The following is a 21,272-nucleotide window of genomic DNA, read 5'->3' as shown; positions in this document are numbered from 1 at the left end:
GATTTAGTATAGGCTAGCCTTACAAACCTGGGTGATCAAGCTAACGACCCGAACGGAGTCTCCATCGATGAACAGGACGCCCTACGTCCTCGCGCGTGAACTGACAGACGTCCCCGACGAGGTCCGCGCAGCGCCCGCACCGGTGGTTCCCGTTTTCCCCGAGCCGTTCTCGTTACGCCTGGTGGACGTCGATTCCGAGGATCCCCGGACGATCACCGAATGGATGCGCCGGCCGCACCTGCTCGAGACCTGGGAGCAGGACTGGACCGTCGAGCGCCGCCACGCCGACTGCTCGGCACAGCTGGCCGGAACCTTCTCCCGCCCTTGCCTGCTCGGCTACGACTTCACCGCGCTCGGCGACCCGGAGACGGGCCGCCGGGATGTCGCCTATGTGGAGTTGTACCGCCCGGCCAAGGACGAGATCGCGAAGCTGTACCGGGCCGATCCGCGCGATATGGGCTTCCACATCGCCACCGCCGACACCAGACTGCTGGGCCGCGGCGTGATGTCGGCGTGGATGCGGCAGCTGGTGGAGCGCATCTTCGAGACCGAGCCCGAATGCCGCCGCGTCATGTGCGAGCCCGACTACCGCAACACCCCGATGCGCAAGGCCCTCGAGAAGAACGGCTGGCAGCACCTGGGCGACTTCGACATTCGCCCGGACCGGCGGATCTCGCTCTACACGCTGACCCGCGATCCCGCCGACCTGCCGGTGCTGCGGTAGCAACCCGGCCCCGTCATTAGCCCCGCCCCGTCATTGTCATTAGCCCCGCCCCGTCATTCCGGCGTGGGTTTGGCCGGAATCCACCCTCAGCAGCGGTGGATCCCGGCCAAGAGCACGCCGGGATGACGAATGCGCTCCGCCAGGATGACGGGGGTGATCGTCAGCGCGCCGAGGAAACCCGTTCGCGCGCAACCCTTCCCCGCTGGGCCAGGTCCGAGCGCAGCACCCGATCCGAAAGCTCGCCCAGGCAGCTGAGATTCGGGAAGCCCGGACCCTGCGCCAGGGCTGCCATATTCGGCAGGTAGAGCTTGGCGTTCAGGCCGGACAGCGCCAGGTCGTAGCCGATGGCGTTCTCGATGCGATCCTGGGTCAGCGGTCCGCCGACGGCCAGTTCCAGCAGATCGGTTGCGCCCGAGTCGAACAGATCCAGGAACCACAGCGGCTGCCCGCCGGTGGCGTCGACCACCAGATCGAAGGAGTGCACCTGATCCGCGCGCATGTCATTGCGCAGCGTGAGCGCGACCCGGTCGTCCCGATCGGCGATGTTCACCACCCGGCCCTGCAGGTGGTGTACCCGGTTGTCGCCCAGCAGGCTCTCCTGCACGCGCACCGAGAACACCCCGCGGTCGGTGCGGCGGATGACATCGCGACGCTCCTCCATGCCGAGGGCGCTCCACTTGGTGGGATCGCTGTAAAGCGAGTTCTCGAAATAGCTTTCGCCGCGCGTGTACAGCGTGGCCTTCGGGGAGATCACCGAGATGGTGAGCATTTCGTGCCGGATCAGCTCGTCCAGCGCCGAACCGGCGGTCTCACCGCCGCCGACCACCGCGGCCCGCGAGGACGGCGGCAGCGCCCGCCGCCCCGCCAGATCCCAGAACTCGGAGATGCTCAGCACCTTGGGATGCGCGGTGAGCGCACGATCGCTGCGCCCCGGACCGGTGATCATGACGGCGTCGCAATCGATTTCGCTCAACCCGCCATCGGCGTCGGCCACCTGCACCAGCCAGCCGTCGGCCGCGGCGGAAATGCCTTTCACGCTGCCCAGCACGAGTTCGAGATCGATCGAGCGCCCCACCCACTGCAGGTACTTCGCCCACACATGATGCTGCGGACTCGGCCGCCCCCGATCGATCCACTCCGCATAGGTGCCGTGCGCCACCAGGAACGCCGACCAGCTGAACGCCCGCATGGCCTCGTCGATCTCGCGATTGTGCCCCCGCGCCCACGTCGAGTGATACGGAAACCCGACATCCTTCTCCGGGCTGGTCCCGAGCCGATGCTGCCCGTCGGTCCACCCGCCGCTGGGCAGCCAGTTACCGCCCACCGCATGCGCTTCGACCACGATCACCCGGGGCGCGGGCAGGCCGAGCTTGCGCAGCACATGCGATTTGGCCGCGACCGCCAGGGCTTTCGGCCCCGCGCCGACCACGAGAAGTGTCTCCACCGGTTCTCCTGCCTCATCTCGGACACGCAAACACCCACCCCCGATGTTTGCATAGGCTTACCTTATATTGCATCGCGATGCTTGCGTAGCGCCAGCCCCTGCTCCCCGAGATGGGAGTGATTTCGGCCCCGGGGCTCTGACGAGCCCGGGGGCCGAATAGAAGGAGAGGGAGGGGCGAAGCCCCACGCCTCCGACATCACGGGGGAGCGCCCGCAGATCAGGCGGGGGCGGCCTCGAGGCGCCAGCCGGAGGCGCGGGTGCGTTCGTTCCAGAAGTCGGCGTAGCGGCCGTTGCGGGCGAGAAGCTCTGAATGGGTGCCGCGTTCGACGATGCGGCCCGACTCCATGAAGAGGATCTGGTCGGCGTGGGCGATGGTGGCCAGGCGATGCGCTACCACGATGACGGTCTTGTCGCGGGTGAGTTCGTGGATGCCGCGGACCACGACCACCTCGTTCTGGGGGTCGAGGGCGCTGGTGGCCTCGTCCAGGAGGACTACGGGGGCGTCCTTGAGGAGGGCGCGGGCGATCGAGACTCGTTGGCGTTCACCGCCGGACAGGGCGGTGCCGCCCTCGCCGACCGTGGTGTCCCAGCCGTCGGGGAGGCGATCGGCGATCTCGTCCACGCGAGCCACCGCCGCCGCTCGGCGCACCTCCTCGTCGGTCGCATCCGGTCGGCCGGCTCGAATGTTCTCCAGGACGGAGCGATTGAACAGGTAGACGTTCTGGAAGACCAGGGCGAGCCGGCCCAGCAGGGTTTCGGTGGGCTGGTCGCGGACGTCGTGGCCGGAGACGGTGACGCGGCCGGAATCGGTGTCGTGGAAGCGGGCGGCCAGGCGCAGGACCGTGGATTTGCCGGCGCCGCTGGGGCCGACGATGGCGGTGGTGGTGCCCGCGGGGACGGTGAAGGTGACGTCGGAGAGGACCTGGTCGCCTTCGCGGTAGCCGAAACTCACCTGATCGAAGACGATTTCGGGAGCTCCGGGGGTGACCGTGGTATTCGATTGCGGCAGTGTGGGTTCGGCGAGCAATGCGGTGACGCGGTCGGCTGCGGCGGCGGCCGAGCGCAGGGCGGTGCCCAGCTGTGCGGCCTGGTTCAACGGTTCGATGAAGCGGGCGCTCACCGCGATCAGGGCGATGGCCGCGGCGGCGGAGATGCCGCCGCCGGTGACGCGGCCGACCACCAGGTAGACCAGGACCAGGAAGACGGCCTGCACGACCAGGGAGAACACGATCAGGCCGGGGACGCTGGCGAACAGCATTCCGGAGGCGGCCTTGCGCTGCCGGGCGAGGGCCGCGTCGAGGGCCTTGTTGCCCTTGCCGACCGCGCCGAAGGAACGCAGCACCGGTTGCGCCTGAGCGAATTCCAGCACGCGGGCATTGGCCTCGGAGGCGGCCTCGTGCAGGCGCTCGTCGGAGGCGGTGTAGGAGCGGTTGGCCCACAGGTTCACCGCGAACAGCAGCGGCGCGGCCACCAGCATGGCGAGCGAGATGCGCCAGTCCACCAGCAGCATGCCCACGGCCACGCCGAGCGGAACCAGCACGCCGGTCAGTATTTTCGCGATCAGATACGCGATCAGGCCCTGGACCTCGCGCACGTTCTCGACCACGATGCGCGAGAGCTCGCCCGCGTTGCGGGTGTCGAACCAGCCCAGCGGCAAGGCGTTCAGGTGATCGCCGAGCCGGGTCTGCAAACCGTGCTGCATGCCGACGCCCACGCGCAGGCCGAGCACCGACTGCACGTAGCTGAGCACCACCACGCCGGCGACGGCGAGCGCCAGCCACAGCGTCCAGCCCCGGGCCCGGCCGAGATCGTCGTCGAAGAGCGCCTCGAGCACCGGCACGAGCAGCACGTAGGCCGCGGCCTGGCACAGCGTCTGCGCGATGATGGCGATGAACAATCGCGGTGTGAGACGGGCGTATTCGCCCGGCACCAGTGCGAGCACCTTGCGGATCATCGGGTTCCCTCCCCGGCCTTGTCGCCTGCGGCGCCGAATTCTTCGCCGTCGAGCGCCGCGACGACCTCGAGCGCCGCCTCGTTGATCTCCCAGAGTCGCTGATAGACGCCGCCCGCCGTGCACAGGCTCGCGTGATCGCCCTGTTCGACCAGGGTTCCGTTCTCCAGCACCAGGATTCGGTCCACACCGGTGATGGTGTGCAGCCGGTGCGCGATCACCAGCACGGTGCGGCCCGCGACCAGCACCGCGAGCGCGTCCTGCACCGCCGCCTCGGATTCCGGATCCGCGAAGGCGGTGGCCTCGTCGAGCACCAGCACCGGGGTGTCGGCGAGCAGGGCGCGGGCGATCGAAAGCCGCTGCGCCTCACCGCCGGACAATGTGGCGTCGACGCCGATCTCGGAGTCGTAGCCGCGCGGCAGCGCCAGGATGCGCTCGTGAATGCGGGCGGCGCGGGCGGCCCGCTCCAAGGCGGCGTCGTCGGCCTCGCCACTGGCCAGCCGCAGATTGTCGCGAATGGTGCCGCGAATCAGCCGCACGTCCTGGAAGACGAATCCGACTGTGCGATACAGCTCCTCGGTCGCGAAGTCGCGCACGTCGCGGCCGCCGATGGTGATCCGGCCGGAGTCGACATCGTAGAAGCGGGGCAGCAGCTTGGCGAGCGTGGACTTGCCCGAACCGCTCGGGCCGACCAGGGCGGTAATGGTGCCGGGCGCCAGCTCCAGCTCGACGCCGCGCAGCACCTGATGATCCGCGCGGTAGCCGAAGCTCACGTCCTCGAAGCGCACCTGTCCCGCCGGGACATTCTGACCCTCCGTCATTCCGGCATGCTGTTGGCCGGAATCTACTGGATCCCGGCCGAATACATGCCGGGATGACGAAGGGGCTTCCAATTCCGGCGTCTGCATCAGCTCGTGCAGCCGCAGCGCGGCATCACCGGCGGTGCGCAGCGCCTGCGCGCCGTAGCCCAGCCCCAGCAGCGAGCTGCCCAGACCCAGGCCGACCAGCAGGAACGGCAGCACATCGAGCGGCTCGAGCCAGTCCGCCCCCACCCCGGCCAGCCCGGCCACGACCACCAGCAGCATGACGAAGACCGGCGCGACCACCGTCTCGGAGATCGACTGCACGGTCATGACCGGCATCTTCAACCGGCGCACGCTCTCGGTCTGATGCTCGACCGCGTCCTGGAACACGCTGTGCGCCTTGCCTGCCCGGCCGAAGGCGCGCACCACCTGGATGCCCTCGACGAATTCGACGGTCGCCTCCCGGGTGCGCAGCTCGGCCGCATTGTAGGCCACGATCCGTTCCCGCCCCGGCTCGTCGAGCATCTTCTTCATGCACAGCGCGTACACGAGCAGCGGCACCAGCAGCACGAGGGTGAGCCGCCAGTCCACGGTCGCCAGATAGATCAGCGTCACCAGCGGCACCGTCACCGAGCCGACGAAGTCCAGGCGCGCGTGCGCCACCAGATAGTGCAGCGCGTCCACATCGTCCTGGAGGTACTTCTTGACCTCGGAGGAGGTGCGCTCGCCGAACCAGCCGAGCGGAACCCGGGTCAGCTTGTCGGCCAGCAGCCGCCGCAGAGTCAGCTGATAGCCGCCGTCCACGGCATGCGACCAGGTCAGCGCGACCGCTTGCAGCAGGGCCCGCGCGACCAGCACGAGCACCGCGATGAGCAGCAGCCGCCACACGCGATCGGTGTCGACCTGGGCGTTCAGCAGTTCCCGGCAGGCCGAGACGATCAGCAGGAACGGCACCACCGCGCAGACCGAGGCCACGGCCACGATCAGGCTCGCCAGCGACAGCGTCCCGGCCACCGGGGCCAGGATCTCCTTGCGCGCCCGCGCCTCCCGCTGTTTGCGTTCCTTCGCCGCCGCCCTGCCGGACTCGGCGTCCGCTGGTGCGGTGTCCCCCACCTCGGGCTGCGCCGCCGTGGGCGGCGCGACCTCCACCGTCATCTCTTCTGCCTCTCGATACGGGAATCGATCAGAAGATAGGTTAGGCTAACTTGCTTGATTGTGGGATTCCAGGCACCGATGAATTCCGCGATCACGGCTCGTCTGAACCGGTGAACCAGCGAGGACCGCGGCCTCGCACCGCAATTCATCAGCCGAAACGAGCCCCATCATGATCAAGAAGTCCGTGGCCGCAGTCGCCGCTCTCACCATCTCCGCCACCGCACTGCTCACCGCCTGCGGCACCGAATCCAGCGAGACCACCCAGCCGGCCGTGACCGCTGTCCAAACCGGTCAGCGCGCCGACGTCAACGGCCTGGACATGTATTACGAGGTGCACGGCGAGCGGAACGGCAAGCCGCCGGTGGTGCTGCTGCACGGCGCGCTCTCCGGTATCCAGACCGATTTCGGCGAGCTCATCCCCACCCTGTCGCAGACCCGTCAGGTCATCGCCGTCGAACAGCAGGCGCACGGCCACACCGCCGATATCGACCACCCGCTGCGCACCAACACCATGGCCGACGACACCGCCGCGCTGCTGCGGAAGATCGGCGTCGAGAAGGCCGACATCTTCGGCTACAGCATGGGCGCGGGCGTCGCCCTGGACCTGGGCGTGCGCTACCCGAATCTGGTGAACAAGCTGGTGCTGCTGTCGGTCGGCCTGTCCGCCGCCGGCCTGCACCCGGGCACCCTGGAAGGCATCCAGAGCTTGCAGCCGGAAATGCTGCACGGCAGCCCGTTCCACACCGACTACCTCGCCAATGCGCCTCGGCCGCAGGACTTCCCGACGCTCGTCGCCAAGATCAAGGATATGGACGCCAATGTCCCGACCTTCCCCGAGGAGTCGGTGCGCGCCATGAAGTCCCCGGTGCTGAACATCATCGGCGACTCCGACATCGTGACCCCCGAGCACGCGGTGGCGATCTTCCGCCTGCTGGGCGGCGGCATCATGGGTGACACTCCCGCCGGGCTGCCGAACTCGCAGCTGGCCATCATCCCCGGCGCCTCGCACGTCTCGGTCATGCACCGTCCGGACCTGCTCGGCGATATGGTGCCGGCCTTCCTGGACAAGGAAGTAAAGCAGTAGTCCACAACCTGTATATGGAATCCCTCACCTCGGGCGAGCGTTGACCGGATGCATGACATCCACCGACGCTCGCCCTTCCGATGCGCCCGTAGTCGACCCCGCCACCGAACTCGGAGCCAAGGCCGCCGATCGCCTGCGGACCGACGGCATCATCTGGCTCACCACCACCGGCGCCAATGGGACACCGCAGCCGAATCCGGTCTGGTTCCTCTGGGAGGATGGTGAATTCCTGCTCTTCAGCATTCCGAATCAGGCCAAACTCCGGAATATCGCCCGCAATCCGCGCGTCGCACTGAACCTCAATACCGCGGGCGGCAATGACGTCGTCATTCTCACCGGCACCGCCCGCATCGACGACCAGCCGCCGACCGACGCCGAAATCGCCGCCTACACAGAGAAGTACACGCCCGGCCTGGCGTCGCTGAACATGACGCCGGAGAAGTTCTACGCCACCTACTCGGTCCCCGTCCGCATCACACCCGATCGCCTGCGCGGCTTCTGATCTCCGCTCCCCCGCGTGCGGTGATGCGGGAACGAATTCCCTTGCGGGCGAGATCGAGTACGACCAGTGCGATCGCGCCCGCGAGCAGCGCGGCCGCGCCCACCGCAGAGCCGGCCGCGCCGACCAGACCCGCCGAGGCCACCGCCGGGGCGTGCATGCGGCCCAGGCCCGCCATGGCCGCGATGGCCACACCCACTCCGAGCAGCGCCGCGAGCACCCCGGGCCCCGCGAGCAGCGCGGCTGCCAGCCCGGCGGTCACCGAAACTGCATGCCCCGCAATCACTGTCGCCGGTTTGGCGGCGGGCAGGCCCGGCGTCGCGGCGAGCACCGCGGCCGAGGCGGCCAAGGGCGGCGCGAAGAACAGACCGTCGGCAATGCCCTGTGCGAGCGCCAGCGGCGCGAGCAGCACGACGGCGGTGACCGCCGGTTCGAGGCTGCGCCGGACCGCGGCGCGGCGGTCCGGCGCGGCCGTTATCACGCGGCGGGCCAATCGTTTTCGGTCTCGGCGACCTTGTTGACGTAGTTCGTCAAGGTCTGCAGCGCGACCAGCGCGATGATCTCCAGAATCTGCTCCTCGGTCCAGCCGGCGGCCAACGCCGCGGCCGGGTCCGCCTTGCCGCGACTCTCGGTCAGCTCCCGGGCGAAGGCGACCGCGGCCGCCTGTTTCGGATCCGCGGAAGTGCCGCGCTTCGCCGCCTCCACCTCGGCGTCATCGAGCCCGGCCACCCGCTTGCCGAGATAGGTGTGCGCCTGGACGCAATACCCGCAGTCATTGGCGGCGCCGACGGCGAGGGCGATGCGCTCGGAGGTCGGGCCGGGCAGCGTGCCCTGCTTCAGCGCGCCCGACAGCGCGAGATAGCCCTCCAGCACCGCGGGCGCGTTCGCCATCACCTTGGGCATGTTCGGCACGCGCCCCAAACGCTTGCGCACCTCGTCCAGCAGCGGAGCGTTGTCGACCGGAGTGATCATGTCTCTCAACTTTCTAACGGAACATCAGGCTCAATCACGTTAGAACATCACGGAATCCCGCCGCAATACCCGTTATAGTGAGGGCATGGCCGACCCGACCGCCCTCCGCCTGGCCAACACTATCCGCGCCACCAGCGGCGGACTCACCGACGCCTTCGCCACCACCGACTCGGTGCGCGACTGGCTGACCGCCAATGCCCCCGAGCTCGGCGAATTCCTGGATCCGGCGACCTTCGTCCCCACCGAGCAGGACCGGGCCGCCCTGGTCGAGCTGCGCCAGCATGTGCGCGCGCTCTTCGCGAAAGCCGTTGCACCGGAACCGCCCAGCGGGGCCGACGCGAGCGCGCTGCCCCCGTTCCCGGAGGCCCTCGCGGCCCTCAATGCCGCCGCCGCGCCCCTGGTGCGCGAATTGCACTGGGACGCCGCCGGACCGAGCCTGCGCACCCGCCTGCTGACCACGGACGAGCTGCACACGGTCAAGGCCGTGCTGGCCGATGCCGCCATCGAGTTCTGCACCGGTCCGACGCTCCCCCAGGTCCGGGTGTGCCCGGCTCCCCGGTGCGTGCTGTATTTCCTCAAGGGTCATCCCCGCCAGGAGTGGTGCTCGGTGGCCTGCGGCAATCGGGCCCGCGCCGCCCGGCACTACCACCAGCATCGCGCCGAGTAGGGTCGTCCCGTGAGACGCAGGCAGCAGCCGCCGCTGGCCAAGCGGCACGGGTTGGACCCGGCGCGCTTGCGGCTACCCGAGAACGGCGCGTGGGAGACCATTCGCGATCACCTGGTCGAGCGGCTGCCGCGGGTGGATCCGGCGCGCATCGACGAACTGCTGCGCGAAGGCGGGATCGTCGACCTGGACGGGCCCATCGCGCCGGATGCCGCCTATGTGCCGGGCGGGGCGGTGTGGTTCCACCGCGATCTGCCCGAGGAAACCGAGGTGCCGTTCGAGATCGGCATCGTGCACCGCGATGACGACATTCTCGTCATCGACAAACCGCACTTCCTGTCGACCATCCCGCGCGGGCAGCACATCCTGCAGACCGCGCTGGTGCGCCTGCGCTGCGAGCTCGAGCTCCCGGATCTGATTCCCGCGCACCGGCTGGACCGGGTCACCGCCGGGCTCGTGCTGTTCGTCGTCAACCCGGCCCGGCGCGGGGCGTATCAGACCATGTTCCACAAGCGGGTGGTGCACAAGGAGTACGAGGCGATCGCGCGCTTCGATCCCGCGCTGGAACTGCCGCGCACGGTGATCAGCCGGATCATCAAGGAACGGCAGGTGTTGCGCGCTTACGAGACGCCCGGCGAACCCAATGCCGAGACCCGCATCGACCTGCTGGAACATCGCGACGGACTGGGACGGTACCGGCTGCGGCCCAAGACCGGCCGCACCCATCAGCTGCGGTTGCACATGAACAGCCTCGGCATTCCGATCCTCGGCGACGACTTCTATCCGGAGCTCACCGACAAACCGGTCGACGACTTCACCCGCCCGCTGCAATTGCTGGCCTCGGCGTTGGAATTCACGGATCCGATCTCACGTGAGCCACGCCGCTTCGAAACCACCCGCAGCCTGCAGGCTTGGGATGATCCGGAGGGCTGGGCCGCGGGACCGGCCGCTCGGTTTGCGATCGATTAGCTCGCAACCGCAGATCGTTCTCAGGAAGTGAACGTACACTGGCCGCGATGTCTCGAAACGATAACGGCGCGGTCGTAGCGCTCGGCGATGCCCCGGCAGTCCTGGTCGACAAAGCCCCGGTGGTCCCGATGGAATCCGCTCTTCCGGCAGAATACGCGCCCACTCGGCACCGCGTACACGCGTATATCGATGTCGCCGTTGTCGTCATCGTCTTGACGTGCACGAATCTCATCGCCCACTTCACCACCGCGTGGGCCAATATCGTCACGGTGCCCATCGCGGCCCTGGTGCTGGTCGCCATGGTGCGCCGGCGCGGGCTCGGCTGGGCGGAACTCGGACTGTCCCCGCGGCATTGGCGGCGCGGATCGCTGTGGGCGCTCGCGGCGGTCGGCGTGGTGCTGGCCGCGGTGGCCATCGGCGCGGCGCTGCCGATCACGCGCCCGTTCTTCCTGGCCGATCGCTATGCCACCATCTCCGGTGCGCTCATCGCGTCCATGATCGTCATCCCGCTGCAGACCGCCATTCCCGAGGAGCTCGCCTTCCGGGGCGTGCTGCACGGGACGCTCGATCGGGTAGTCGGGGCGCGCGGCGTATTCGCGGCCGGATCAATGCTTTTCGGCCTCTGGCACATCGCCTCGTCGCTGGGTCTCACCAGCGGCAACAAGGGATTGACCGGATTCCTGGGCGGCGGCCTCGCCGGGCAGGTCATCGGCATCGCGCTCGCGGTGGTGGCGACCGCGGCGGCGGGCGCCGTGTTCACCTGGCTGCGCCGCCGCAGCGGCAGTCTCCTCGCGCCCATCGCCCTGCACTGGGCGGTCAATGGCGCGGGCGCATTGGCCGCCGCGCTGGTCTGGCACGTCACCATGAATTGAGTGGGGTGGGCCGGCTGACCTGGGAACAGAGGATGGGTGGTCAGCCGGCCCGGATCGGTTCGGCTGGGACAGGTCCCGCCGAACCGGGTCTCTAGCGCTCGCTCACGAGCCCGATTTCAGTCGCTCACGAGCCGAGGAAGCCCAGCGGCCCCGCGCCGCAGGTGGCGCTGCCGGTGAGCGTGGGCTGCAGAACGTTCACCTTCAATTCCCAGGCAGAGCCCTGCAATACCGCAAGGGTGTGGGTGCCCGCCTTCTTGGGCGTCCACTGAATGGTGGCCTTGCCATTGGTCGGCTTGATCGGGCTGCCGGAGATGACCAAGCCGTTGTCGTAGAACCAGGCCTCGAACCAGTGGTCGAAGGTGGCGGTGATCTCGTAGGTGCAGGCCGCGTAGATATTGCGGGCATTCACCTCCAGACCGGTGGGCACCGCCGAGGCGTAGGGCGCGGTGAGCGCCGCCGAACAGGCCATCGCGGCCACGGCGGTGGCGGTGAGGCCGACCCGTTTGGCGATGCGCTTGTTCACGGACATGGTCATGTCGAAACTCCTTGGTACAGGCCGCATCACGTGCGGTCGGCGAACTGTATCCAGCGGCGGGTTCGCCGCGCGGGGGTTTCGCGAAAAAACTGAAACATGTTTCTGTCAGATCTGCTCCGGCGGGTCGTTCCAGCCCAGATCGCGCTCGAGCAGGTCGAACAGCCGCTCGTTCCACGGCCGATAGAACTCGCGCAGTCGCGCCGCGGTCTCGGCATCCAGCGGCGGGAAGTCGAGCGGATTGCGATTGAGCACGGTACGGATCTGCGGCACGACCTGCGGCAGACCGAGGAACTCGTGAATGCGGCAGACCGTCTTGGGGATATCGGCGAAGAACTCCTCCGCCGTCACGATGAACACCCGATCACGGCCATAGGTGTCCAGCCAGCGGCGCACCGACGGCACATAGACGCCGGTCCCCAGCATCGGCATGGACGGCAGCGTGGTCGGCGGCGACGGGGCCGGAAAGGACCCGAGGGCCAGCGTCACGTACTCGGCGAAGGTCCGGCCGTAGGGCAGGGTGCGCAAACCGTTTCGGCCACTGAGGAAAAGGTCCCATTTGTAGTGCGAATACGCGCGCTCCACCGGATCGCGCAGCATGAGAACGACTTTCGCTTCCGGCCTTACCGAATGGAAATTGTCGATGAGCGGAATATCGTGCAGCAGTGGATCGAAATGACCCACCAGAGCGTGCCCGGTCCGCGCCGCGACCTTCGCCCTCTCCCGCTCGGTCGGGAAATACGGCCCCCAGAGCGCCGGAAAACCGTGCCCGATCTCCTTGGTCAGCGGCGCCAGAATGCTCGGGTGCCGCATGAGATACGCGGCCAGATCCGTGGTTCCGCTCTTCAGCGCGCCGACGCAGGTGAAGTCCGGCAGCGTGCGCTGCCCGCCGGAACGGGACCGCAGCCAGAGCCGGATCGGCGGGACCGCGCCGAAATAGTGGTCCAGTGTCAGGTATCGCCAGCCCAGGCCGAGACTGCGCACGGGATGTCGCAGATATCCTTCGCCGTGATAGCGCTGTGATTGCCATTGCTCGAAAAGGTGGACGCCTTGGGTGTACCGGTCGTCGCCGATACAGGAACCCTCGGTTTGCTGGACCATTCGATTCCCCTGCCTTTCAATACAATCCCCTGCCCCTGGATTGATCGAAGTACCGTACATCATAAAACGCGACCGGGCCCGCTTTCCGAAACGGAAAGCGGGCCCGTTGTTTTCGGGGCAGCCGGTGAATGGTCTACCAGCGCGCGGGATCACGCTCCACGTCGTAGTGGGACTGCGTCCACGAGTGGTCGTTCCATTCCTGATGCTGCGCGTCGGCGTCGCCGCCGTGCCCGGGCCACCAGGCCTTCTTGCCGATCAGCGCCGTCACCGCCGGGGTGAAGAACAGCGCCATGACGAAGGCCGCGATGGCGATGCCGACCGAGATGGCGAAGCCCATCTGCGACATCATGCTGTTGCCGGACAACATCATCGAGGCGAAGGTGCCCGCCAGGATCAGGCCCGCCGCGGCAATGGTCGGACCGGTGTGCCGCACGGCCAGCGCGGCCGAGGTGTGCGGATCGTTGCCTTCCTTGGCCTCTTCCCGCAGCCGGGCCACCATGAGGATGTTGTAGTCGGTGCCGAGCGCGACCACGAACAGGTACATGATGATCGGCAGGTTGAAGATCAGGCCGGACTCACCCTGCATGTTCTGGAAGACCAGCACCGCCGCGCCGAGCGTCGCCGCGAAGCCGAGGAACACCGAGGCGATCAGGTACCACGGGGCCACGAAACTGCGCAGCAGCAGGGCGAGCACCAGCATGATCAGCACCGCGGCCACCGGGAAGACCACCTTGTAGTCCCGGTTCATGGCGTGCTGGAAGTCGACGAACACCGAGGTCATGCCGCCGACCTCCGCGGTGGTGCCGGCCGGGACCGAACCGTGCGCGGCATCGCGCAGCGGACCGCGGACGGTATCGAGCGCCGCATCCGATTCCGGCGCATTGCTCAGCGTCACCTGGTATTCGGCCGTCAGCTTGTCCTCCGACAGCAGCGGCTGCGAGACCTGGCCCACGCCCTGGACCCCGGCCAGCGCCACACCGTAGTCCGTCAGCGCCGATTCCTGCAGCGGCTGACCGGTTTCCGAGTGCAGGTAGACCTGCGACGGCTGTGTGGTCCCTGCGGGCAGACCCTCGAGCAGTTCCTTGCTGTAAACCGCGGACTCGGTGGTGTCCGACGTCGCGCCCGAGGTCATGTCGAAGGTCGGGTGGAAGCCGAAGGCGAACACGCCCAGCGCCACCAGCACACCACCGGAGGCCACCGCGAACACGCCCGGCCGTTTGCCCATGCCCCGGCCGATGGCCGCGAACCGCGCGCCCTTCGGCTCGTGCTGCCAGGCTTTGGAGGGCCAGAACACCTTGGTGCCCATGAGCGAGACGATCGCCGGGACCAGGGTGAGACCGGCCAGCAGGCAGGCCGCCACCGCAATGGCCAGCGCGGGGCCCATGGCCCGGAACATGCCCAGGGTGGACAGCACCAGCGCGCCGAAGGCGATGATCACCGCGGCGGCCGCGGAGGTGATGGCCTCGCCGACCCGGGTGACCGCGCCGACCATGGCCGTCTTGGGATCGTCGCCGGCACGCAGCCGCTCCCGGTAGCGGAACATCAGGAACAGGATGTAGTCGGTGCCGACGCCGAACATGACGACCAGCAGCAGCGCCTGGATGGAACTGTCGATCTTCAGATCGAAAGCCTCTGCGGCCCAGCCGATCAGGCCATTGGTCAGGGGCGAGATGGCGAAGATGACGAAGATGGGCAGCAGCGCGATCACCGGGCTACGGAAGATGATCAGCAGTAGGATCAGGATGAGCAGAATGGTGGCGATGCCGACGATGGCCAGCGCCTTCTCACTCGATTCCACCTGGTCCAGGGTCTGCGCCGCCTGACCGGTGATACCGGCCTTCAGGTCGGTGCCCGCCACCTGGGTCTTCAAGTCCTCGCGGAGATCCTTGACGGCATCCTGCTGACGGGTGTCATCGGGTGCGGTCACCTTGGTCATGCCCACCGCGATGATCTGCACGGCATGGTTCTCCGACGGGGGCGTCACCTGAATCCCGGTGACGTCCGGGACATTCAGCTCGCCGAGCTTGCCCGCGACGCTCGCCACCGTGGCCGAGTCCTGCTCGGTCAGCGGCTGCCCGTCCTCGCGGGCGAAAACGATGAGCGCGGCCGGCGGGGCGCTATTGGGAAACGCCTGCTCCTGCAACTTCATTGCCTGGATGGACTCGTAATGCGAGGGCAGGAAGTCGGATTGTTCGGTGGTGGCGGTGAGTTTCGGCGCGGTGGCCACCACCGCGACAATGGCGATCAGCCAGGCGCCGATCACCAGCCACGGGTGTTTGACGACGAAGCGCCCCAGTCCGGAGAACATGCGGGGGAAGTCCTTTCAGGGTTTCGGCCGCGTGAATCAGATGTCGAGGTCTTGCGCGGACGGGTTCTGCACCACGTCCGCCACGATCCGGTACGCCTTGGCGGGGACCAGGCCGCGCACCTCGGGCAGGGTGTCGACGACCTCGAGGGTGAAGTCGCCGTAGCCGTCCTCGAGGCCGACGAACCGGCGCCAGTTCTTCATGTCCTTGATCCAGTCGCCGAACATGGCGAGCTCGGACCGGCCGGAGCCGCTGCGCGCGGCGAGGAGGTCGTCCTTCTTCTCCTGGTAGGTCTTCTTGGCGTGCTGGGTGAAGTCGTTCCAGTCGATGTACTGGCGGTGCACCACGTACTTGCCCTTGCGGCTGAGGAAGACCTGGACGATCTCGGTTCCGCCCTTGGTGATCTGCTGCGCCTCCGCCAGCAGGCGGCCGGTGAAGCGCTGGCTGCGGCGGCCGCCCGGGCCGACGCGCAGTTCGATCTCGTGCAGGTCGCCGGCGGGCTGGATGTCCGGTGCGGCGTCCTGCGGGTCGTCGTCGGCCGACTTGTGCATTTCGAGGGCCATGAGGTGCTCCGATCAATCAGTGAATGCGCATATGGGCATGGGTGTACTGCACGGCGGCATGGGCTCAATTCCTCTGTGCCGCAATGTTTCTGCGATTTTCAGGGCTCGGGCGGCCGCCTAGCGCCGCCCATGCTCAACACTATAAGTAGACGTATACGTATAGCGCAACCCCGAGTAGACCCCGAACTTTCCCTGAATCGGATATCGGGAGGTCAGCGCCGCTTCGACGCCCTCTCAGCGTCCCCGGCGCTTGCCCGGCTGCTTGCGAGCCGGCTGCTTCTTCGCGCCGGCAGGCTTCTTGGCGGGCTGCTGTTTGCGCGCCTGCTGCTTGGGGCGCTCGGACTTGTCCGCGGCCCGCGTCACCGGCGTGCGCGTGCTGCGTTCGGAGCGGCCGCGCACCACGCCCACGAACTCCTCGACCAGGTCCGTGGTGTGCGCGGCCGGCCAGGCCAGCGCGATCTCCGTCTCCGGCACATCGGTCATGGTCCGGTAGACCAGATCCTTGCGATGATGCAGCCGCGCAATGGAGTGCGGCACCACCGCCGCACCGCTGACCGCGGCCACCAGCTCCATGGTCATGGCGGCCTCGTCCAGATCGGCGGCGTCCTGCATCCGCTCATCGGCGAGATCGGCCGTGCTCACCTGGTCGAACAGCGAGATCGGATGATCCTTCGGCACCACGACCACCGGCGTCTCCCGATACAGCGGGATGGCGCTCATGCCCTCGCGGTCGATGGGCAGCCGCACGAAGCACATGTCGACGCGGCCCTCCCGCAGCGCCGGCTCCTGCTCCTTCATCGGCACCGGGATCAATTCCAAAGGGATGTCCGGGAATCGGTCGCCCCAGATCCGCTCCCATTTGGTGACGGTCACGCCGGGGACGAAGCCGACCCGCAGCCGCTGCTGCCCCTCCTCCTCGACCGGAGCCGCGACCGGGGCATCGGCAATCATCGCCCGCGCCTCGTCCAGGACCTGCTGACCCTCCGCGGTGAGCTGGGTCGGGCCGGCCCCCGGCACGAACAGCTTGGCGCCGAGCTCTTCCTCGAGCTCGATCACCGTCCGGCTCAGCCGTTGCCGCGAAATCCCCAGCCCGCGCGCGGCCCGCGCGAAGTGCAATTCCTCCGCAACCGCCACGAACCAGCGCAGACGGGTAACCTCGATCGACTCCAACCGGCTCATTCCACCCAGGTTATTGCACCGCCTGCGCGGCGCCTCCCACCACGCCCGATACCCTTACCCGGTGAGCCCGGACAAGAACTCCCAGACCATGAAGCCGCTGACCGCGGCCGCCAAGCTAGGCATCTACCTCCCGGCAACCCCGGAGGACTTCCGCAGCTCACCGGTGACCCGCGCGCAACTGGAAGAGCTCCGCACCAATCCCCCGCAGTGGTTGCAGGACCTGCGCCGCACCGGCCCCTTCCCCCGCGACGTCACCGCCCACAAGCTGGGCGTCACCAATTCCGCCCTGTCCCGCAACGGCATTCCCGACGCCCTCACCACCGAGCAGATCGACGCCTACCTGGCCGATCCGCCGGAGTGGCTGGTCAAGGAGCGCGAGAACCTCGTGGAGGTGCGCAAGGAAGCCGAGCGCGTCAAGACCAAGGAAGCCGAGCGCCGCGCCGCCACCAACCGGCCCCGCAAGAACTACTGATCCCCGCGAGAACTCCTGATCAGAGCCGCTCCAGCACCCGGTCCACCAGATCGGGGGCCGCGCCCAGATAGTTCGCCGGGCGAAGCAGGTCCGCCAGTTCGGGTTTGGTGAGGTGCACGGCGATATCGGGGGATTCGGCGAGAATGTCAGCGAGCGGCCGGGCGGTCGACTGGGATTCATAGGACGCCGATTGCAGGGTCTTCTTGGCCACCGGCTTCCCGAGCAGGGGCGCCAGGCGAATCGCGAGCCGTTCGGAGACGATCTGGCCGTCGGTGAGGGTCAGATTGGCGGTCATGCGGTCGGCGTCGGCGGTGAGTCCGGCTGCGAGTTCGACGGCGGTATGGGCGGCGCCGCCCACCAGCAGCAGGCAATCGCGCAGCGGCCGCCATTCCGCGTGCCATGCGCCCGCGGGTCGTTCGTCCTCGGCCAGCAGCGCACCGTAGAGAGTCGCCGTGAGAGCCGGCACCTGGAGGGCGGCCGTCCGAATCATGGTGCTGAGGACCGGATTTCGTTTCTGCGGCATGGCGGAGGATTCGCCGCGGCCCGCGGCGGCGGGTTCGAGCAGCTCCGCTGTTTCATTGCGGGACTGCGTGATCACATCGACCGCGAGCTTGCCGAGCGCCCCGGAGGTGAGAGCCAGCGCGGCGGCCAGATCTGCGATGGGAGTGCGGACGGTGTGCCAGGGCGTGGCGCTGACGGTGAGCGACAACTCGGCGGCGAACTCCCGGGTCAGGCGTTCGGTGATCTCGGCCGAGGTGGCCCCGGCGAGATCGGAATCGGCGCAGCGCGCGCATTCGATATAGGAGGCCAGCGTTCCCGCCGCCCCGCCGAGCTGGACCGGCAGTCCGGCCGCGACCCGGGCAAGTCGATCGCGCGCGTCCAGCAGGCCCTGCATCCAGATGGCCACCTTCGCACCGAAAGTCGTGGGGACCGCGTGCATGGCGAGGGTTCGTCCCGCGATGGGTGTGGTGCGGTGACGGCGGGCCAGCGCCGCCAGCGACCCGAGGATGGTGTCGAGATCGGCGATGATGACCGCGAGCACCCGGGCGGCGATCACCATGGTCGCGGTGTCGAGGATGTCCTGGCTGGTCGATCCGTAGTGCACGTAATTCGCACTGGCCGGGTCGATCTCGGCGACGGCGGCGTGCAACCGCTCCACGAAGGCGACCACCGGATTGGCCGCGCCCCGCGACGCCTCGGCGATCTCACGGGCGTCGAAGGTGTGCGTGCGCACCGCCATCGCCATATGCTCGGCCACCTCGCCGGGCACCATGCCGAGGCGGGATTCGGCACGGGTCAGGGCGATCTCCACCGCCAGCATGGCCTCGATCCAGGCATCGTCGCCCAGCAGGGCTTCCGCCGGTGTGCCCACGCCCACCGGGGACAGCAGGCCGCGGTCGATTGTCATGGCGTTGCGCCTTTCCTGAGAATTCGTCTCGTTGCGGTGGTCGGTGAGGATCTCGCGGGCGATACGGTCGCCGTCCGCCAGGGTGACCGAGTTGACGCCGGGGCGCGGACCGGCTGCGGTCACCCAGCGCACGGCCTCGGTCGGCACGCCGAATGCGAAGCGGCGCGGGTGGATTCGATCGCGGGCATCCAGCAGGCGATGCGAGCCGGGAGCGACGGCGAGGCCGCCGGTGCGGTAACTGCTGCCATCCGGCGAGCCGATGGCGTAGCCGCGCACCTCATCGCGGGCGAGCAGCCGCCGCAGCAGCGGATCGGCGGTGCGGCGCAGATCCGGGACGGGCAGCCAGGCGTCGATGAGGTGCCCGCCGCACACCTGTGAGCCGTCGACCCGCGGCGAGTCGGCCAGGAAGCAGCCCGATCCGGCGTCGGCGCGGACCCGCATACCCGGACCCGTCACGCGCACGATCCCGGCGCGGACCAGGGCGGCCAGCTCGGCGATGCGGTGCGCGGGCGGGCCGATGGAGAGAAAGGCGTTCATCGGGGTGTACCAGCGGTCCAGATCATCGCGGTAGGACGAGCCGGCGATTCCGCCGTGGTCGACCACCAGGCGCACCTCGTTGCGCAAGTCGCGCAACACATCCAGGGCCGCCTTCAGCGGACCGCGGACATTTCCCAGTTCGGCCTGCCGGACATCGGCGTCGAGATAGGCGAGCAGCCAGTCGTGGAAGGCGGCGGGACCGGCGAAGCGGCGGCCCCCGGTGGGATCGGCCAGCGCGGCCCAGTTCCAGCGCTGGGCGAGCGGGATGTGGAAGCGATCGAGCAGTTCCGCGGCCTCGCGGCCGGCGGGGGCGGCCAGGTAGCGCGCGCGGAAGGATTCCCGGCGCCGCGGGCCGAGCCGGTCGTCCAGCAGCGCGGTGTAATACACCGACTCGACTTCCCGTGCGATCAGCGGCCAGACATCCCTCCGGAAGGAGACATCACCGGAACTTCGTGCGCGACTGCGCAATCGGTCGATGCGCTCGGCGTCGAGCAGGGTCGGAACATGGCGGCCGGCCACGCCCTTCTGATTCTCGCCCCGCGCGTGATGCGGCACCCCGCGGCGGCAGCCCGCGATGATGTACGGTTCGCGGCCGGAGGCGACGTACTCCAGCCCGGTGTCGGCTTCCTTGAAGCGCCCGCCCCGCCCGGCCGTCAGCAGGACCAGATAGTCGAAGAAGGTCAGGCCGAGGCCCCGGATCAGGACCGGCTCGCGCTCGGGGATCAGGTCGACATCGATATCGGCGGCATTGGCGGGCGGTGTGTAGCCCAGCCCGAGGGTGCGCGCCGCATGCGCCAATGACCCGGGCTCCGGCGCGGGCAACTCCCCCAGATGCCCCTGTGTGAGCACGACCGCGTGCAGACCCCGCACCCGCTCCCCGGTGCTCAGCGTCAGTTCCTGTAGTCTGCCCGGACCGTCCCGCAGGTCCACCGCGGTAGCCACGACTTCGCGCACCCGGACCCGGTCGGCGTACCGATTCCTGGTCCGCTCGAATGCCCACCGCAGGTAATGGCCGTAGAAGTAGCGCGGCGGATAACTCTGCGGCGTGATCCGCAGCGCTTCACGATAGGAATACTCGGGCAATCGTGCGAAATTGCCCATCGTCGCAAGGGAATTCGACCATTCGTACAGACTCGGCCCGCGTTCCACCGGCCCGGCCATCCGCACCGTGTCATCGGTGAAGATCGTTATCTGCTCCGCCACCGTGTTCATCAGCAGTTTCGGCGACTGGTCCGCGCGCCAGACCGATCCGGCCCCAACACTTTTGGAGTCGGCGAGCAGCAGCTCCACACCCCCGGAAATACCGAGTTGCCGAGCGTTGGCGCAAATACGTTCGAATACATTCAGACCGCGAGGTCCAATTCCGACTATGGCAACCCGCAAAACATTGTCGAGCATTCTCTCACCGATCGCGCTCGAATCTCAGTGTCCTCCAAGAGGACACCGTGCCCCGGTTGCGAGCACGTCGCCGAGGCTAACAGCCGCCTCGATACAGGTACAAGAACGTCCGGTACGTATTTCCCGCCACCTCGCGAAACACCGAACGCAAACATGCGAACACGAAGTCGTGTCGGCATCCGCCGGTACCGTGGGGCCATGGCACTGACGTTGCAGGAACGACAGGAATTCCTCGCCCGGCCCCTCATCGGCGCCCTGGCCGTCGACGACGGCCCGGACCGCGCACCACTGAACGTCCCCATCTGGTACGACTACACCCCCGGCGGCGAGCTCTGGATCGTCACCGGCCCGGAATCGAAGAAGATGCGCTGCCTGAAGGCAGCCGGCCGCTTCAGCATGATGGCCCAGGTCCTCGAGCCCACCGTCCGCTACGTGACCGCGGAAGGCCCCGTCACCCGCATCACCGAAGCGACCGACGAGATGCACCGGGCCATGGCCGCCCGCTACCTGCCTCCCGCCGCGGTGGAGCTCTACATGAAAGAGGCCGAGTCCTACGGCGAGATGGCCGCCGTCTACATGCGGCCCGAACACTGGCTCTCCGCCGACCTCGGCAGCATCGGCTGAACCGCGCTGCCGCGT

The 21,272-nt window shown here is 68.2% G+C and carries 19 protein-coding genes; 8 read left to right on the top strand and 11 right to left on the bottom strand.

Annotated features, from left to right (window positions below; all coding sequences use genetic code 11):
* Window positions 1-67: 67 nt before the first annotated feature.
* A complete protein-coding gene (locus ACFVIV_RS02535; protein ID WP_379192982.1) occupies window positions 68-724 on the top strand; it encodes a GNAT family N-acetyltransferase in 657 nt (218 codons plus the stop codon).
* Between the two features lie 160 nt (window positions 725-884).
* Here the strand turns inward: ACFVIV_RS02535 and ACFVIV_RS02530 are convergent, their stop codons facing one another.
* The 3 genes from ACFVIV_RS02530 to ACFVIV_RS02520 form a co-directional block, all read right to left on the bottom strand.
* Window positions 885-2,168, bottom strand: a complete 1,284-nt coding sequence (locus tag ACFVIV_RS02530; RefSeq protein WP_379192981.1) for a SidA/IucD/PvdA family monooxygenase — start codon at window positions 2,166-2,168, stop codon at window positions 885-887.
* Between the two features lie 217 nt (window positions 2,169-2,385).
* A complete protein-coding gene (locus ACFVIV_RS02525; RefSeq protein WP_379192980.1) occupies window positions 2,386-4,122 on the bottom strand; it encodes an ABC transporter ATP-binding protein in 1,737 nt (578 codons plus the stop codon).
* A complete protein-coding gene (locus tag ACFVIV_RS02520) occupies window positions 4,119-6,077 on the bottom strand; it encodes an ABC transporter ATP-binding protein (protein WP_379192979.1) in 1,959 nt (652 codons plus the stop codon). Before ACFVIV_RS02520 ends, ACFVIV_RS02525 begins: the two co-directional genes overlap by 4 nt.
* 169 nt (window positions 6,078-6,246) lie before the next feature.
* On the opposite strand from ACFVIV_RS02520, the gene ACFVIV_RS02515 reads away from it, so the two are divergent.
* Window positions 6,247-7,161 (top strand): alpha/beta fold hydrolase, encoded by a 915-nt coding sequence (locus ACFVIV_RS02515; protein WP_379192978.1) that lies wholly within the window; start codon window positions 6,247-6,249, stop codon window positions 7,159-7,161.
* Between the two features lie 52 nt (window positions 7,162-7,213).
* Complete coding sequence (locus ACFVIV_RS02510) at window positions 7,214-7,663, top strand: TIGR03667 family PPOX class F420-dependent oxidoreductase (RefSeq protein WP_379192977.1); 450 nt, start codon at window positions 7,214-7,216, stop codon at window positions 7,661-7,663.
* On the opposite strand, the gene ACFVIV_RS02505 is transcribed toward ACFVIV_RS02510, so the two are convergent.
* Together ACFVIV_RS02505 and ACFVIV_RS02500 are read right to left on the bottom strand one after the other, a co-directional pair.
* Complete coding sequence (locus ACFVIV_RS02505; RefSeq protein ID WP_379192976.1) at window positions 7,635-8,141, bottom strand: HPP family protein; 507 nt, start codon at window positions 8,139-8,141, stop codon at window positions 7,635-7,637. The two genes, ACFVIV_RS02510 and ACFVIV_RS02505, sit on opposite strands and share 29 nt — an antisense overlap.
* Window positions 8,138-8,632: a carboxymuconolactone decarboxylase family protein gene (locus ACFVIV_RS02500; protein WP_379192975.1), complete on the bottom strand. Its 495-nt coding sequence runs from the start codon at window positions 8,630-8,632 to the stop codon at window positions 8,138-8,140. The genes ACFVIV_RS02505 and ACFVIV_RS02500 overlap by 4 nt, the downstream gene beginning before the upstream one ends.
* Before the next feature lie 85 nt (window positions 8,633-8,717).
* Between ACFVIV_RS02500 and ACFVIV_RS02495 the strand changes: the two genes are divergently transcribed.
* The 3 genes from ACFVIV_RS02495 (at window position 8,718) to ACFVIV_RS02485 (ending at window position 11,137) form a co-directional block, all read left to right on the top strand.
* The gene (locus tag ACFVIV_RS02495; RefSeq protein WP_379192974.1) at window positions 8,718-9,299 is read left to right on the top strand and encodes a CGNR zinc finger domain-containing protein; all 582 of its coding nucleotides are present in this window, start codon (window positions 8,718-8,720) and stop codon (window positions 9,297-9,299) included.
* A gap of 9 nt (window positions 9,300-9,308) precedes the next feature.
* Window positions 9,309-10,265 carry an RluA family pseudouridine synthase gene (locus ACFVIV_RS02490; protein ID WP_379192973.1) on the top strand — a complete coding sequence of 319 codons (957 nt, stop codon included), beginning with the start codon at window positions 9,309-9,311 and terminating at the stop codon, window positions 10,263-10,265.
* A 128-nt stretch (window positions 10,266-10,393) separates the two neighbouring features.
* Window positions 10,394-11,137: a type II CAAX prenyl endopeptidase Rce1 family protein gene (locus tag ACFVIV_RS02485; RefSeq protein ID WP_379193112.1), complete on the top strand. Its 744-nt coding sequence runs from the start codon at window positions 10,394-10,396 to the stop codon at window positions 11,135-11,137.
* A gap of 124 nt (window positions 11,138-11,261) precedes the next feature.
* Here the strand turns inward: ACFVIV_RS02485 and ACFVIV_RS02480 are convergent, their stop codons facing one another.
* From ACFVIV_RS02480 to ACFVIV_RS02460, 5 genes are all read right to left on the bottom strand, one after another.
* Complete coding sequence (locus ACFVIV_RS02480) at window positions 11,262-11,672, bottom strand: hypothetical protein (RefSeq protein WP_379192972.1); 411 nt, start codon at window positions 11,670-11,672, stop codon at window positions 11,262-11,264.
* Window positions 11,673-11,777: 105 nt separating this feature from the next.
* Window positions 11,778-12,770, bottom strand: coding sequence for a sulfotransferase domain-containing protein (locus ACFVIV_RS02475; RefSeq protein ID WP_379192971.1), 993 nt, complete (start codon window positions 12,768-12,770; stop codon window positions 11,778-11,780).
* 133 nt (window positions 12,771-12,903) lie between these two features.
* Window positions 12,904-15,078, bottom strand: coding sequence for an MMPL family transporter (locus tag ACFVIV_RS02470; RefSeq protein ID WP_379192970.1), 2,175 nt, complete (start codon window positions 15,076-15,078; stop codon window positions 12,904-12,906).
* Between the two features lie 36 nt (window positions 15,079-15,114).
* Window positions 15,115-15,639 carry an EXLDI protein gene (locus ACFVIV_RS02465; RefSeq protein WP_379192969.1) on the bottom strand — a complete coding sequence of 175 codons (525 nt, stop codon included), beginning with the start codon at window positions 15,637-15,639 and terminating at the stop codon, window positions 15,115-15,117.
* Between the two features lie 234 nt (window positions 15,640-15,873).
* Complete coding sequence (locus ACFVIV_RS02460) at window positions 15,874-16,818, bottom strand: LysR family transcriptional regulator (RefSeq protein WP_379192968.1); 945 nt, start codon at window positions 16,816-16,818, stop codon at window positions 15,874-15,876.
* A gap of 61 nt (window positions 16,819-16,879) precedes the next feature.
* On the opposite strand from ACFVIV_RS02460, the gene ACFVIV_RS02455 reads away from it, so the two are divergent.
* The gene (locus ACFVIV_RS02455) at window positions 16,880-17,290 is read left to right on the top strand and encodes a DUF5997 family protein (RefSeq protein ID WP_379192967.1); all 411 of its coding nucleotides are present in this window, start codon (window positions 16,880-16,882) and stop codon (window positions 17,288-17,290) included.
* Between the two features lie 19 nt (window positions 17,291-17,309).
* On the opposite strand, the gene ACFVIV_RS02450 is transcribed toward ACFVIV_RS02455, so the two are convergent.
* On the bottom strand, window positions 17,310-20,633 hold the full coding sequence (locus ACFVIV_RS02450) for an FAD/NAD(P)-binding protein (protein ID WP_379192966.1): 3,324 nt from the start codon (window positions 20,631-20,633) through the stop codon (window positions 17,310-17,312).
* Between the two features lie 198 nt (window positions 20,634-20,831).
* Between ACFVIV_RS02450 and ACFVIV_RS02445 the strand changes: the two genes are divergently transcribed.
* Entirely contained in the window at window positions 20,832-21,257 is a 426-nt protein-coding gene (locus tag ACFVIV_RS02445; protein WP_379192965.1) for a pyridoxamine 5'-phosphate oxidase family protein, read from the top strand.
* Window positions 21,258-21,272: the final 15 nt, after the last annotated feature.

This window comes from Nocardia sp. NPDC127526 (genome assembly GCF_042672265.1).
In the GTDB taxonomy this organism is placed as follows: Bacteria; Actinomycetota; Actinomycetes; order Mycobacteriales; family Mycobacteriaceae; genus Nocardia.
Note: the sequence above shows the minus strand (reverse complement) of the source record. Positions and strands in the feature narration are given on the sequence as shown.

What these genes read in the sequence shown, in the direction of transcription:
- ACFVIV_RS02515 (WP_379192978.1), top strand. Translation starts at nt 6,247, where the DNA reads ATGATCAAGAAGTCCGTGGCCGCAGTCGCCGCTCTCACCATCTCCGCC.
- ACFVIV_RS02445 (WP_379192965.1), top strand. Translation starts at nt 20,832, where the DNA reads ATGGCACTGACGTTGCAGGAACGACAGGAATTCCTCGCCCGGCCCCTC.
- ACFVIV_RS02510 (WP_379192977.1), top strand. Translation starts at nt 7,214, where the DNA reads ATGACATCCACCGACGCTCGCCCTTCCGATGCGCCCGTAGTCGACCCC.
- ACFVIV_RS02450 (WP_379192966.1), bottom strand. Translation starts at nt 20,633, where the DNA reads ATGCTCGACAATGTTTTGCGGGTTGCCATAGTCGGAATTGGACCTCGC.
- ACFVIV_RS02470 (WP_379192970.1), bottom strand. Translation starts at nt 15,078, where the DNA reads ATGTTCTCCGGACTGGGGCGCTTCGTCGTCAAACACCCGTGGCTGGTG.
- ACFVIV_RS02495 (WP_379192974.1), top strand. Translation starts at nt 8,718, where the DNA reads ATGGCCGACCCGACCGCCCTCCGCCTGGCCAACACTATCCGCGCCACC.
- ACFVIV_RS02485 (WP_379193112.1), top strand. Translation starts at nt 10,394, where the DNA reads ATGGAATCCGCTCTTCCGGCAGAATACGCGCCCACTCGGCACCGCGTA.
- ACFVIV_RS02480 (WP_379192972.1), bottom strand. Translation starts at nt 11,672, where the DNA reads ATGACCATGTCCGTGAACAAGCGCATCGCCAAACGGGTCGGCCTCACC.
- ACFVIV_RS02525 (WP_379192980.1), bottom strand. Translation starts at nt 4,122, where the DNA reads ATGATCCGCAAGGTGCTCGCACTGGTGCCGGGCGAATACGCCCGTCTC.
- ACFVIV_RS02475 (WP_379192971.1), bottom strand. Translation starts at nt 12,770, where the DNA reads ATGGTCCAGCAAACCGAGGGTTCCTGTATCGGCGACGACCGGTACACC.
- ACFVIV_RS02500 (WP_379192975.1), bottom strand. Translation starts at nt 8,632, where the DNA reads ATGATCACTCCGGTCGACAACGCTCCGCTGCTGGACGAGGTGCGCAAG.
- ACFVIV_RS02465 (WP_379192969.1), bottom strand. Translation starts at nt 15,639, where the DNA reads ATGGCCCTCGAAATGCACAAGTCGGCCGACGACGACCCGCAGGACGCC.
- ACFVIV_RS02535 (WP_379192982.1), top strand. Translation starts at nt 68, where the DNA reads ATGAACAGGACGCCCTACGTCCTCGCGCGTGAACTGACAGACGTCCCC.
- ACFVIV_RS02460 (WP_379192968.1), bottom strand. Translation starts at nt 16,818, where the DNA reads ATGAGCCGGTTGGAGTCGATCGAGGTTACCCGTCTGCGCTGGTTCGTG.
- ACFVIV_RS02520 (WP_379192979.1), bottom strand. Translation starts at nt 6,077, where the DNA reads ATGACGGTGGAGGTCGCGCCGCCCACGGCGGCGCAGCCCGAGGTGGGG.